Origin of the sequence: Streptococcus mitis (assembly GCF_047464945.1) — a bacterium.
Taxonomy (GTDB): domain Bacteria; phylum Bacillota; class Bacilli; order Lactobacillales; family Streptococcaceae; genus Streptococcus; species Streptococcus mitis_EA.
In genome coordinates, this window is record NZ_JASHAX010000006.1 from 67,206 (window position 1) to 79,497 (window position 12,292).

At 40.5% G+C, this 12,292-nt stretch carries 16 protein-coding genes; all 16 read left to right on the forward strand.

All coding sequences use genetic code 11. From position 1 onward, the window contains the following. Window positions 1-21 precede the first annotated feature (21 nt). The 16 genes from rnpM (at window position 22) to QM424_RS07725 (ending at window position 12,200) form a co-directional block, all read left to right on the forward strand. Window positions 22-315 carry an RNase P modulator RnpM gene (gene rnpM / locus QM424_RS07650; RefSeq protein ID WP_000857562.1) on the forward strand — a complete coding sequence of 98 codons (294 nt, stop codon included), beginning with the start codon at window positions 22-24 and terminating at the stop codon, window positions 313-315. Further along, the gene (locus QM424_RS07655; protein WP_414394031.1) at window positions 308-607 is read left to right on the forward strand and encodes a YlxQ-related RNA-binding protein; all 300 of its coding nucleotides are present in this window, start codon (window positions 308-310) and stop codon (window positions 605-607) included. The genes rnpM and QM424_RS07655 overlap by 8 nt, the downstream gene beginning before the upstream one ends. A gap of 16 nt (window positions 608-623) precedes the next feature. Beyond that, window positions 624-3,422 carry a translation initiation factor IF-2 gene (gene infB / locus QM424_RS07660; protein ID WP_414394033.1) on the forward strand — a complete coding sequence of 933 codons (2,799 nt, stop codon included), beginning with the start codon at window positions 624-626 and terminating at the stop codon, window positions 3,420-3,422. Between the two features lie 251 nt (window positions 3,423-3,673). Then, on the forward strand, window positions 3,674-4,024 hold the full coding sequence (rbfA, locus tag QM424_RS07665) for a 30S ribosome-binding factor RbfA (RefSeq protein ID WP_001273601.1): 351 nt from the start codon (window positions 3,674-3,676) through the stop codon (window positions 4,022-4,024). A gap of 172 nt (window positions 4,025-4,196) precedes the next feature. Further along, entirely contained in the window at window positions 4,197-4,700 is a 504-nt protein-coding gene (locus QM424_RS07670; protein WP_414394035.1) for a hypothetical protein, read from the forward strand. Window positions 4,701-4,720: 20 nt separating this feature from the next. Continuing rightward, on the forward strand, window positions 4,721-5,278 hold the full coding sequence (locus QM424_RS07675) for a C1 domain-containing protein (protein WP_414394037.1): 558 nt from the start codon (window positions 4,721-4,723) through the stop codon (window positions 5,276-5,278). Between the two features lie 12 nt (window positions 5,279-5,290). Further along, complete coding sequence (locus QM424_RS07680) at window positions 5,291-6,400, forward strand: SPFH domain-containing protein (RefSeq protein ID WP_414394039.1); 1,110 nt, start codon at window positions 5,291-5,293, stop codon at window positions 6,398-6,400. A gap of 261 nt (window positions 6,401-6,661) precedes the next feature. Then, a complete protein-coding gene (locus tag QM424_RS07685) occupies window positions 6,662-7,441 on the forward strand; it encodes a hypothetical protein (protein ID WP_000840416.1) in 780 nt (259 codons plus the stop codon). Between the two features lies 1 nt (window position 7,442). Beyond that, the gene (locus QM424_RS07690) at window positions 7,443-7,625 is read left to right on the forward strand and encodes a hypothetical protein (RefSeq protein ID WP_414394041.1); all 183 of its coding nucleotides are present in this window, start codon (window positions 7,443-7,445) and stop codon (window positions 7,623-7,625) included. A 265-nt stretch (window positions 7,626-7,890) separates the two neighbouring features. Continuing rightward, complete coding sequence (locus QM424_RS07695) at window positions 7,891-8,124, forward strand: DUF1858 domain-containing protein (RefSeq protein ID WP_000368739.1); 234 nt, start codon at window positions 7,891-7,893, stop codon at window positions 8,122-8,124. Then, window positions 8,124-9,458 (forward strand): DUF438 domain-containing protein, encoded by a 1,335-nt coding sequence (locus tag QM424_RS07700; RefSeq protein WP_414394043.1) that lies wholly within the window; start codon window positions 8,124-8,126, stop codon window positions 9,456-9,458. Before QM424_RS07695 ends, QM424_RS07700 begins: the two co-directional genes overlap by 1 nt. A gap of 9 nt (window positions 9,459-9,467) precedes the next feature. After that, on the forward strand, window positions 9,468-9,722 hold the full coding sequence (locus QM424_RS07705) for a DUF1912 family protein (RefSeq protein ID WP_000119704.1): 255 nt from the start codon (window positions 9,468-9,470) through the stop codon (window positions 9,720-9,722). Between the two features lie 95 nt (window positions 9,723-9,817). Then, on the forward strand, window positions 9,818-10,213 hold the full coding sequence (locus tag QM424_RS07710) for a helix-hairpin-helix domain-containing protein (RefSeq protein WP_024058068.1): 396 nt from the start codon (window positions 9,818-9,820) through the stop codon (window positions 10,211-10,213). Window positions 10,214-10,496: 283 nt separating this feature from the next. Further along, a complete protein-coding gene (locus tag QM424_RS07715) occupies window positions 10,497-11,075 on the forward strand; it encodes a flavin reductase family protein (protein WP_414394045.1) in 579 nt (192 codons plus the stop codon). Beyond that, window positions 11,062-11,622, forward strand: coding sequence for a GNAT family N-acetyltransferase (locus tag QM424_RS07720; protein WP_414394047.1), 561 nt, complete (start codon window positions 11,062-11,064; stop codon window positions 11,620-11,622). Before QM424_RS07715 ends, QM424_RS07720 begins: the two co-directional genes overlap by 14 nt. Next, complete coding sequence (locus QM424_RS07725) at window positions 11,622-12,200, forward strand: AAA family ATPase (RefSeq protein WP_173219817.1); 579 nt, start codon at window positions 11,622-11,624, stop codon at window positions 12,198-12,200. The genes QM424_RS07720 and QM424_RS07725 overlap by 1 nt, the downstream gene beginning before the upstream one ends. Window positions 12,201-12,292 lie beyond the last annotated feature (92 nt).

A 12,292-nucleotide genomic window follows, 5' to 3' on the forward strand; every position in this document is an offset into this window, starting at 1 on the left:
AAGCTGCTAGAGGAGGGAAAGATGAAAACGAGAAAAATCCCTTTGCGCAAGTCTGTTGTGTCCAATGAAGTGATTGATAAGCGTGATTTGCTCCGCATTGTCAAAAACAAAGAAGGGCAAGTCTTTATCGATCCGACAGGCAAGGCCAATGGCCGCGGCGCTTATATCAAGCTAGACAATGCAGAAGCCCTAGAGGCGAAAAAGAAGAAGGTCTTTAACCGTAGCTTTAGCATGGAAGTGGAAGAAAGCTTTTATGACGAGTTGATCGCTTATGTGGATCACAAAGTGAAAAGAAGAGAGTTAGGACTTGAATAAGCAAAAGATAAGCAATCTCTTGGGACTTGCTCAGAAAGCAGGGCGGATTATATCGGGTGAAGAATTGGTGGTTAAGGCCATTCAAGACGGCAAGGCCAAGTTGGTCTTTCTAGCCCATGATGCTGGTCCCAATCTGACCAAGAAGATTCAAGATAAAAGTCATTATTATCAAGTAGAAATTGTAACCGTGTTTTCAACACTGGAATTAAGCATAGCAGTCGGGAAATCGAGAAAGGTTTTGGCTGTGACAGATGCTGGATTTACAAAGAAAATGAGGTCTCTTATGGAATAGAAGAGGAGGACATGATTTGTCTAAGAAAAGATTGTACGAAATCGCAAAAGAACTTGGAAAAGAAAGTAAAGAAGTTGTAGCGCGTGCAAAAGAGTTGGGCTTGGATGTGAAAAGCCACTCATCAAGTGTGGAAGAAGCTGTCGCTGCAAAAATCGCTGCCAGCTTTAAGCCTGCAGCTGCTCCGAAAGCAGAAGCAAAACCTGCAACACCAAAAGCAAGTGCAGAAAAGAAAGCCGAGAAATCTGAACCAGCTAAACCAGCTGTAGCCAAGGAAGAGGCAAAACCTGCTGAGCCAGTCGCTCCTAAAACAGAAAAAGTAGCAGCTAAACCGCAAAGTCGTAATTTCAAGGCTGAGCGTGAAGCTCGTGCCAAAGAACAGGCAGAACGACGCAAGCAAAATAAGGGCAATAACCGTGACCAACAAAAGGGAAATCATCAAAAGAATGATAACCGTAATGGTGGAAAACAAGGTCAAGGCAACCGCGACAATCGTCGTTTTAATGACCAAGCTAAGAAACAGCAAGGTCAGCAAAATCGTGGCAATGAGCGCCGTCAACAAGAGGATAAACGTCCAAATCAAGTAGCTCCACGTATTGACTTTAAAGCCCGTGCAGCAGCCCTAAAAGCAGAACAAAATGCAGAGTACGCACGTTCAAGTGAGGAACGCTTCAAGCAGTATCAGGCTGCTAAAGAAGCCTTAGCTCAAGCTAACAAACGCAAGGAACCAGAGGAAATCTTTGAAGAAGCAGCTAAGTTAGCTGAGCAAGCGCAACAAGCACAGCAAGTTCAAGCAGTGGTTGAAGTCGTCCCTGAGAAAAAAGAAGCTGCAGTGGATACACGTCGTAAAAAACAAGCTCGACCAGACAAAAATCGTGACGATTATGATCACGAAGAAGATGGTCCTAGAAAACAACAAAAGAATCGAAGTAGTCAAAATCAAGTGAGAAATCAAAAGAATAGTAACTGGAATAACAACAAAAAGAATAAAAAAGGCAATAACAAGAACAACCGTAATCAGGCTCCAAAACCTGTTACAGAGCGTAAATTCCATGAATTGCCAACAGAATTTGAATATACAGATGGTATGACCGTTGCGGAAATCGCAAAACGTATCAAACGTGAACCAGCTGAAATTGTTAAGAAACTTTTCATGATGGGTGTCATGGCCACACAAAACCAATCCTTGGATGGGGAAACAATTGAACTCCTCATGGTGGATTATGGTATCGAAGCCAAACAAAAAGTTGAAGTGGATAATGCCGATATCGAACGTTTCTTTGTTGAAGATGGTTATCTCAATGAAGATGAATTGGTTGAGCGTCCACCAGTTGTAACTATCATGGGACACGTTGACCACGGTAAAACAACACTCCTAGATACCCTTCGTAACTCTCGTGTTGCGACAGGTGAAGCAGGTGGTATCACTCAGCATATCGGTGCCTACCAAATCGTGGAAAATGGCAAGAAGATTACCTTCCTTGATACACCAGGACACGCGGCCTTTACATCTATGCGTGCGCGTGGTGCTTCTGTTACCGATATTACTATCTTGGTCGTAGCGGCAGATGACGGGGTTATGCCTCAGACTATCGAAGCTATCAACCACTCAAAAGCGGCCAACGTTCCAATCATCGTAGCTATCAACAAGATTGATAAACCAGGTGCCAACCCAGAACGCGTTATCGGTGAATTGGCAGAGCATGGAGTTATGTCAACTGCTTGGGGTGGAGATTCTGAATTTGTTGAAATCTCAGCTAAATTCAACCAAAACATCGAAGAATTGTTGGAAACAGTCCTTCTTGTGGCTGAAATCCAAGAACTTAAAGCAGACCCAACAGTGCGTGCAATCGGTACCGTTATCGAAGCTCGCTTGGATAAAGGAAAAGGTGCGGTCGCAACCCTTCTTGTTCAACAAGGTACCTTGAACGTTCAAGACCCAATCGTTGTCGGAAATACCTTCGGTCGTGTCCGTGCTATGACCAACGACCTTGGTCGTCGTGTTAAGGTTGCTGGACCATCAACACCAGTCTCAATCACAGGTTTGAACGAAGCTCCAATGGCGGGTGACCACTTTGCCGTTTACGAAGATGAAAAATCTGCGCGTGCAGCCGGTGAAGAGCGTGCCAAACGTGCCCTTATGAAACAACGTCAAGCTACCCAACGTGTCAGCCTTGAAAACCTCTTTGATACCCTTAAAGCTGGTGAACTCAAATCAGTTAACGTTATCATCAAGGCCGACGTACAAGGTTCGGTTGAAGCCCTTTCTGCCTCACTTCAAAAGATCGATGTGGAAGGTGTCAAAGTTACCATCGTTCACTCAGCGGTCGGTGCCATCAACGAATCAGACGTGACCCTTGCCGAAGCTTCAAATGCCTTTATCGTTGGTTTCAACGTACGCCCTACTCCACAAGCTCGTCAACAAGCAGAAGCTGACGATGTGGAAATCCGTCTCCACAGCATTATCTACAAGGTTATCGAAGAGATGGAAGAAGCTATGAAAGGGATGCTTGATCCAGAATTTGAAGAAAAAGTTATCGGTGAAGCAGTTATCCGTGAAACCTTCAAGGTGTCTAAAGTGGGAACTATCGGTGGATTCATGGTTATCAACGGTAAGGTTACTCGTGACTCTAAAGTCCGTGTTATCCGTGATGGTGTCGTTATCTATGACGGCGAACTCGCAAGCTTGAAACACTACAAAGACGACGTCAAAGAAGTTACAAACGGCCGTGAAGGTGGATTGATGATTGATGGCTACAATGATATCAAGACTGATGATGTGATTGAGGCGTATGTCATGGAAGAAATCAAGAGATAAGATTTTTTGCTCCTTTCTTAGGTGGTGAGGGACGCAAGCAAACCGATGGTTTCATTGCTTATTTTTGAGCCTAAGGTCTCAAAAATCCCCTGTGATGGGACTGATAAATCAGTTCCATCACTTTCACCACGGCGAAAGAAGCAGGTTAGCTCAAATTGAACTTCGTTTAAATTTGAGCTGAAAATCAAGAAATTTAAACATAGCTAGGTCTGCTGGCCTAGCTTTTGGTTCAAAGTAGAGAAAGGAATATCATGGCAAATCATTTCCGTACGGATCGTGTGGGCATGGAAATCAAGCGTGAAGTCAATGAGATTTTGCAAAAGAAAGTCCGTGATCCGCGTGTCCAAGGCGTGACCATCACAGATGTTCAGATGCTAGGTGACTTGTCTGTTGCCAAGGTTTACTACACCATTTTGAGTAACCTTGCTTCAGATAATCAAAAAGCCCAAATCGGGCTTGAAAAAGCAACTGGTACTATCAAACGTGAACTTGGTCGCAATTTGAAATTATACAAAATCCCAGATTTGACCTTCGTCAAAGACGAGTCCATCGAGTATGGAAACAAGATTGACGAAATGCTACGCAATCTGGATAAGAACTAAGAAGGAGGGGAGACCCTCTTTTTTGGTGGGTGAAAATAGGTGGAATTTGAAATGGAAAAATATTCTTTTAAAAAAGGGATTCTGTATTTTTAAATGTTAGCTAATCAGAAAATGCTTTTTTTTTTTAGCAAATATGATATGATGATTTCATAAATAAAAGGAGATTCTATCAATGAATAATGTAAAAAAAGTTTGTCGTTTAGCTTTGCTATGTCTTTCCGTCTCTACTCTAGTTGCTTGTAGTTCTCTTTCTGAAAAAACAAGCAGCTCTTCTAATGAGAATCAAACAGAAGCTTCATCTAGTAGTTCTGAGAAGAAAGGGTTGTTTGCTAAAGCAAAAGAAAAACTCAGTTCAAGCGATTTTAACCCACAAGATGTTAGCGATACGACAATTGAGTCTATAAAAACCTATGAAGATTACTTGATTATGAATGAGAAAATAATCGATAATTACTATACAGAAGCAGATGAAGCCTTTAAAGGGACTGTTTTAGAAGATAGCGCTGCTATCCAAGAACTGAAAGATAGCACTAAAAAAGAAATGGAAGATTTGAAAAAACAATATGGTCCACTAAAGAAAGCACCTATTCAAGGGAAAGAAGAAGTGATTAAGACTCTAAAAGATTATCGTGATAATCTACATGAACAAGTGGAGCAGTGGAAAGCTAGTCTTTAATAGGAAGAGTGGAGTTCAATATGGATTATCAATTATTACCACATGAATATATGGTTATGAATAGTGACCATGTGAGTTTTGGGAAAAATGGTTTGGCTACAGATGAATTAATTTTAACGAATCTACACTTAGTACATATCAAAAAAGGTTTTTGGGGAGGGAAAAAAGACCAGGTTACCATTCCTATTAACCAGATTAAAATTTTTGAAGGGAAACCTCAAGTTTCAGTAACCAAAACCAATGGTGTGAAACGGTTGGAAATTTATTATAATGGCGGACAAGCTATCTTTTCATTTAATAATACTAAGGATACTGACAAGTGGGCTAGAAACATTATTAAATTGATTTCAGGTGATACAAGCAATTTTGAAACCTTGGGGGATAGTAGCTTATTCGGAGCAGATGTTTTGGCAGAAACATTTAAGGATACATTTGACACTTTTAAAGCAGGACTTGGGATTAAGGATGCAGAGCCAGAAAAGATTTCAACCAAGTGTAGCTTTTGTGGAGCACCTTTGTCAGGTCAAGTGAAGCAAACAGTAAGATGTGCCTATTGTGATATGGATCAGAGTTTATAAGGGGGCAATTAAATGGGGTTGATAAAAGCAATTACAGATTCTATTGGTGGGACATTTGCAGATCAGTGGAAAGAAATTATCACGGTTCAAGCTTTTGATGAACATACAGCTGTAAGTCCCGGTATTGTTCAAGAAAGTAATAATGGTAGGGGTGTCAATACGAAGGGATCTGTAGGTGTTATTTCTAACGGATCCAAGATTTTTATTCCAGAAAATACTGCTGCCTTTATCTTTAGTCAGTCTGGTATCGAGGAAATTATTACAGAACCAGGTGGATATGAATACCAAAATGGTGAGAGCAGTGTTTTTAACGGTGATGGATTGAAAAAGTCACTGTTTGACAATGTTGTTAATCGTGTTGGATTCGGTGGTCAAAGTGATCAGCAAAAACAGATTTGTTTTGTTAATTTGAGAGAAATTCGTAATATTAAATTTGGGACTCGTGGTCCAGTCATGTATAATGATTTGTTTTATGGGACAGATTTAGAAGTACGTGCTTTTGGAACATTTTCTATCCAAATTACAGATGCTAAGCAATTTATCAGAAACTTTCTTCCTGCCAATGTGACTTATTATACCTTTGATAGCGCTCAAGCTAGATCACAAATAGTGACAGAATTTCTTCAATCTTTTATTGTTGCACTTAATTCTTTGTCAACAACTTATCGTATTTCACAATTACCCTCACAAGCTGCAGTTCTTGCGGAACAGGTATCAAATGATGGACAGTATGCAGGGACTTGGAAAGAACGTTTTGGATTTGAGATTGTAAAAGTTGCCATTGCTAATATTGAGTTCTCACCAGAATCTAAGGAATTGGTTAAACAATTTTCATCAAATAAGATGAATTTAAAAGCTTATGATGATGTATCGCAGAAATCTTCTAATATTGCAGCACAACAAAAAATTGCATCAGGAGTGGAGCAACATGGTCTAGGTGATAGTGCTGGAATGATATTTGGAATGAATATGGCTCAAAGTTTAGATGAAAAAGCCATGAAACCAAGTCTATCATTAGATGAGCAAATCGAAGCACTTACAAAACTAAAATCTCTTTTAGATGCAGGTATATTATCTCAGGAAGAATTTGATCGAAAGAAAAAAGAAATTATGGATTTATAAGATAAAGCTCGAAAGTTCATAGTTAGTGTGTATTCAAGGAACATTTTAGGTGAAACAATAATAGACTATCGTTCACAGATAGAATATCATGTTGTAAAGGTAGGAGTTGAATATTTTAGCTGTCTCTACAAAGACTATTAAAAATCTTTAACAAATAAGTTGCTAAGGATTTTTTGAAAATTTTTGAGGGGAATTTGAAACATACTTTAAAAGAGTATGCTATCATAGAATATAACTTACAGAAGTAAAAGGAGTTTGTATATGGCTGAACAAGAGTTAGCTATGCAAGTATTACAACAAGTGGTAAAACTACCAGTTGTTAAGGTTGATCGTTCGAAATTTTTAGTGGATAAGTTTTCCAAAGAATTGGATCCACAGGACATTCCTACCTTATTAGAACAAGGCCCAACGTCTCTCTTATCTCAAGAAACCTTAGATAGAGTGGCTAATGCCTGCATTAGGGATAATGTTTTATTGGCGAGTGGAACCTCTGTTTTGGCAGGATTACCTGGAGGGATTGCTATGGCAATTACCATTCCAGCTGATGTGGCTCAATTTTATGGTTTCTCCCTGAAATTGGCTCAAGAATTAGGTTATATTTATGGTTATGAGGATCTTTGGGCTTCACGCGAGGAGTTGAGTGAAGATGCTCAAAATACCCTCTTGCTTTATCTAGGCGTCATGTTGGGGGTGAATGGAACCGCTGCCTTGTTACGTGCAGGTGGTATAACAATTGCCAAACAGGTAATGAAAACAGTACCTAATAAAGCTTTAACAAAGACGCTTTGGTACCCTATTTTGAAAAAAGTCTTAAGAATATTTGGTGTGAATCTGACCAAGGGAGGGCTGGCCAAAGGAATGGGAAAATTCATACCTATCTTGGGTGGTATCATTTCAGGTGGTTTAACCTTTGCAACTATGAAACCGATGGGGGAAAGCTTGCAGAAAGAATTATCCAAGCTAGTCAACTATAGTGAAGTTCAATATCAAGAAGATGTTGAAACAATCCGAAAAGAGGCTGAAATCATCGAAGGAGAGTGATATGGGACTCATAAAAATTCTAGCTAAAACTTACGGGAATTACTTTTTAACCATGCAAGGTGTAAAAGTAATGAAAACGATAAAGAAAGATGACCACGCTGTTGTCGGTCTGGGAAAACTTTTTATTGCAGACAAGCTAATGGATACGGCTCGGTGGCTCATCAAGCCAGAGGATAACAAATGAAATTTTTCTGGGGACTTCTTGCCATTATTTTTATTAAACCGATTATTGGAATTGTGAAATTCCTGTGGATGATCATCTATTTTGTAATCCAATTGCTGTTTTACAAGATATTATTTAAGCTATTGGATTGGCTCTTTAAACTTATCTAGATGGTAATCCAAGTCGCAGAGAACTAGCAGGAACTCCACTGCTAGTTTTTTAATCTCTCTCCATATGGTATAATATAAGTAGTAAAATCATTTTAGAACATACAATGGAGGTCGTCATGGACAATATCATCGATGTGTCAATTCCTGTTGCAGAAGTGGTGGACAAGCATCCAGAAGTCTTGGAAATCTTAGTTGAGCTTGGATTTAAACCCCTTGCCAATCCCTTGATGCGTAATACTGTTGGTCGCAAAGTATCGCTCAAACAGGGTTCTAAGCTTGAAGGAACCCCTATGGATAAGATTGTCCGCACGTTGGAAGCCAATGGCTACGAAGTGATTGGATTAGACTAATGGCAGATGAAAGGATTCATGTCCTACGGGATATTTTGTTAGAATTGCATAATGGCGCCTCTCCTGAGTCGGTTCAGGAGCGTTTTGATGCGACCTTTACAGGTGTTTCAGCTATCGAGATTTCCCTTATGGAGCACGAGCTGATGAACTCGGACTCAGGTGTCACCTTTGAAGATGTCATGGAACTCTGTGATGTCCATGCCAATCTTTTTAAAAATGCTGTTAAGGATGTCGAAGTTGCAGATACCGAGCATCCAGGTCACCCAGTTCGGGTATTTAAAGAAGAAAATCTGGCTCTCCGTGCGGCCTTGATTCGCATTCGGAGATTGCTAGATACCTACGAATCTACGAAAGATGAAGAGATGCTTGCGGAGATGCGTAAAGGCTTGGTGCGTCAGATGGGACTTGTGGGGCAATTTGACATCCATTACCAACGTAAAGAAGAACTCTTCTTTCCTATCATGGAGCGCTATGGACACGATTCACCTCCCAAAGTTATGTGGGGAGTGGATGATCAGATTAGGGAACTCTTTCAAACAGCTTTAGCGACAGCCAAGTCACTACCAGAAGTGTCGATTAGCACTGTAAAGGAAACTTTTGAAGCCTTTGCGACAGAGTTTGAAAGTATGATTTTCAAGGAAGAGTCCATCCTTCTCATGATTCTCCTTGAGTCCTTCACCCAAGATGACTGGCTTCAGATTGCGGAGGAGAGTGACGCCTATGGCTATGCCATCATCCGTCCGTCTGAGAAATGGGTGCCAGAACGACAGAGTTTTATTGAGGAAAAGAGTGCAGGGGAGCCTGTACAGCTAGATACGGCAGAGGGTCAAGTTCAACAAGTTATCGATACGCCAGAGGGGCAGTTCACCATTACCTTTACCCCTAAGGAAAAGGAAGCAGTGCTGGACCGTCATAGTCAACAGGCTTTTGGGAATGGCTATCTTTCAGTTGAGCAGGCCAATCTGATCCTCAATCACCTCCCTATGGAGATTACCTTTGTCAATAAAGACGATATTTTCCAGTATTACAATGACAATACGCCAGCTGATGAGATGATTTTCAAACGGACACCGTCCCAAGTCGGGCGTAATGTTGAACTTTGTCATCCACCTAAGTACTTGGACAAGGTCAAGAACATTATGAAGGGGCTTCGTGAGGGAAGCAAAGACAAGTATGAAATGTGGTTCAAGTCTGATTCGCGAGGTAAGTTTGTCCACATCACCTACGCAGCAGTGCACGATGAAGAGGGAGAATTCCAAGGTGTGTTGGAGTACGTTCAGGATATCCAGCCTTACCGTGAGATTGACACGGACTATTTCCGTGGACTAGAATAAGGAGAAAAAATGAGTTACGAACAAGAATTTATGAAGGAATTTGAAGCTTGGGTCAATACCCAGATTATGATTAACGACATGGCGCACAAGGAAAGTCAAAAAGTTTACGAAGAAGACCAAGACGAGCGTGCCAAAGATGCCATGATTCGCTACGAAAGTCGTTTGGATGCTTATCAGTTCTTACTTGCTAAGTTTGAAAACTTCAAAGCAGGCAAGGGATTCCATGATTTGCCAGAAGGCTTGTTTGGTGAGCGAAATTATTAAATGAGATAGATTCTTGATTTTTTACTAAAATCTTGATAGAATATTTATATTAAATCCTTGTCAGAGCAGGGGTTTTTTATTGAAAGGATTTTATCATGTCAAAGAAACTCAATCGTAAAAAACAATTACGAAATAGCCTCCGTCGTTCAGGTGCCTTTTCAAGTACTGTGACTAAGGTTGTAGAAGAGACAAAAAAAGTCGTGAAACGTGCAGAGCAGTCAGCAAGCCAAGCTGGTAAGGCTGTTTCTAAAAAAGTTGAACAAGCAGTAGAAGCTACCAAAGAGCAAGCTCAAAAAGTAGCCAATTCTGTAGAAGATTTTGCAGCAAACTTGGGTGGACTTCCACTTGACCGTGCTAAGACTTTCTATGATGAAGGCATCAAGTCTGCGTCAGATTTCAAAAACTGGACTGAAAAAGAACTCCTTGCCTTGAAAGGAATCGGCCCAGCTACCATTAAGAAATTGAAAGAAAATGGCATCAAGTTCAAGTAATTTTTCTTGTGCCTTGCATTTCCGAAAAAATCTTGCTACAATAGAGCCGTTAGAGGTGTTTTGAATCCCACATTTTACAGAAAGTGGCGGTGCTGAGAAGTCCACAAATGTGTCAAAACTGGTTGCTAATGGATGAAAAATTGAAATAAAAGTGTCTTTTTGTTTTTAAGACGAGAGTTGCGGGCAACTGCCCGAAATTGGGTGGTACCGCGGATAAATACATTCGTCCCTGTCATGTAGATGGCAGGGCTTTTCTTTTGCGTCTTAGTCAAAGGAGGTTGTTATGAAGCAATCTTTTAAAACTAATAAACTATACTATGGCTTTCCTGTTTTTATTTTAGGATATCAAGATCAGAATTTTGGCTATAACATCACGACCTGTAGTTCCTCTTATAGTCTAGGAGATTGGATTGTGATTGGAGTCGTTGCGAAAGAGAATGCCGCAGAGCAGATTAAGCATTATCAGCAGTTCACCGTGAATATCCCTGATGAAAATCTCATGCTCGAGATGGAGCAGGCTGGTTTTATCAGTCATCAGGAGAAATTGGAACGTTTGGGAGTGCATTATGAAATTTCTGAACGAACTCAGGCACCGATTTTAGAGGATTGTCCAGTCGTTTTGGATTGTCAGGTAGATAGGATTGTTGAGGAAGAGGGAATTTGTCATATTTTCGCTAAGATTATTGAGAGACTTGTTGACCCAGAACTTTTGGATGAAAAGGGACATTTTAGAAATGAACTGTTTGCCCCAACCTATTTCATGGGAGATGGATATCAGCGCGTCTATCGTTATCTGGACAAGCGTGTAGATATGAAGGGGAGCTTCATTAAGAAAGCGAGGAAAAAGGATGGCAAGAACTGAACTGCCAGAACGCTTGGAAACAGAACGACTCGTCCTACGAGTTCGTACAGTGGCAGATGCTGAGGATATCTTTGACTATGCTAGTCGTCCGGAAGTCTCTTACCCAGCAGGCTTTCTACCCGTCAAGACCTTGGAAGATGAGATTTATTATCTAGAGCATATCCTTCCCGAACGCAATCAAAAGGAAAATATCCCAGCTGGCTATGGGATTGTCGTCAAAGGAACCGATAAAGTCATTGGTTCTGTTGATTTCAATCACCGTCACGAAGATGATGTACTGGAGATTGGCTACACCTTGCACCCGGACTACTGGGGACGCGGTTATGTGCCAGAAGCAGCGCTTGCCTTGATCGACTTAGGCTTTAAAGATTTGGGTCTTCACAAAATAGAATTGTCTTGCTTTGGTAACAATGTCCAAAGTCAACGAGTCGCAGAAAAACTTGGATTTACCCTCGAAGCTCGTATCCGAGACCGTAAAGATGTTCAAGGAAACCGCTGTGACAGTCTGATATATGGTTTGCTGAAGAGTGAGTGGGAGGTGATTTGATGCATCTTTTCATCATTGGGGCTCCTGCTTCTGGGAAAATGACGATTGGTCAAGAGTTATCTCGACTGACAGATGCTACCCTCTTTTATAACCATCAAGCCATCGATTTTGCATTAGAAATCTATCAGGACTTTACAGAGGAAATGTGGGAATTTGTTCGTGGAATCACCTTTTCTTTCCTTGGAGCAAGTGCAAGAAATCAGCGATCAGTAATTTTAACTGACGTAATTGATTTTTCAAATCAGTACCAGCTGATGTATTTAAAGCAAATTCAGGATTTGTTGAATGACTATCATCAAGAGATTCTGTTTGTGGAGTTGGAAACAAGTCTTGAGGAGCGCTTACATCGAAATCGAACGGAGAATCGATTAAAGCACAAACCCTTAAAACGACATATTGAGGTATCTGAAAGAGAAATTTTAGAAACCACTGAAACACTTCAATTAAATTCCCAACATCAACCGAATGAGCTACACCACTACTTTAAAATAAATAATACGAATTTGTCTGCAGAAGAAGCTGCTAAGCAAATTCAAAATAAAATGAACAAAATAGAGAAAGGACACACACATATCTAAACAACTTCATGAAGACGTTCTCAAGACTCAAGAAGTTCAAAAGTCTCAATCTTTTTCGTTCGTGATTCCTACCACCAAATGTAACTGGAAAA

Bases quoted from the DNA above. Each gene is read 5' to 3' on its own strand.
- rnpM (WP_000857562.1), top strand. From the start codon at position 22: ATGAAAACGAGAAAAATCCCTTTGCGCAAGTCTGTTGTGTCCAATGAA.
- rbfA (WP_001273601.1), top strand. From the start codon at position 3,674: ATGGCAAATCATTTCCGTACGGATCGTGTGGGCATGGAAATCAAGCGT.
- QM424_RS07670 (WP_414394035.1), top strand. From the start codon at position 4,197: ATGAATAATGTAAAAAAAGTTTGTCGTTTAGCTTTGCTATGTCTTTCC.
- QM424_RS07675 (WP_414394037.1), top strand. From the start codon at position 4,721: ATGGATTATCAATTATTACCACATGAATATATGGTTATGAATAGTGAC.
- QM424_RS07680 (WP_414394039.1), top strand. From the start codon at position 5,291: ATGGGGTTGATAAAAGCAATTACAGATTCTATTGGTGGGACATTTGCA.
- QM424_RS07685 (WP_000840416.1), top strand. From the start codon at position 6,662: ATGGCTGAACAAGAGTTAGCTATGCAAGTATTACAACAAGTGGTAAAA.
- QM424_RS07690 (WP_414394041.1), top strand. From the start codon at position 7,443: ATGGGACTCATAAAAATTCTAGCTAAAACTTACGGGAATTACTTTTTA.
- QM424_RS07695 (WP_000368739.1), top strand. From the start codon at position 7,891: ATGGACAATATCATCGATGTGTCAATTCCTGTTGCAGAAGTGGTGGAC.
- QM424_RS07700 (WP_414394043.1), top strand. From the start codon at position 8,124: ATGGCAGATGAAAGGATTCATGTCCTACGGGATATTTTGTTAGAATTG.
- QM424_RS07705 (WP_000119704.1), top strand. From the start codon at position 9,468: ATGAGTTACGAACAAGAATTTATGAAGGAATTTGAAGCTTGGGTCAAT.
- QM424_RS07710 (WP_024058068.1), top strand. From the start codon at position 9,818: ATGTCAAAGAAACTCAATCGTAAAAAACAATTACGAAATAGCCTCCGT.
- QM424_RS07715 (WP_414394045.1), top strand. From the start codon at position 10,497: ATGAAGCAATCTTTTAAAACTAATAAACTATACTATGGCTTTCCTGTT.
- QM424_RS07720 (WP_414394047.1), top strand. From the start codon at position 11,062: ATGGCAAGAACTGAACTGCCAGAACGCTTGGAAACAGAACGACTCGTC.
- QM424_RS07725 (WP_173219817.1), top strand. From the start codon at position 11,622: ATGCATCTTTTCATCATTGGGGCTCCTGCTTCTGGGAAAATGACGATT.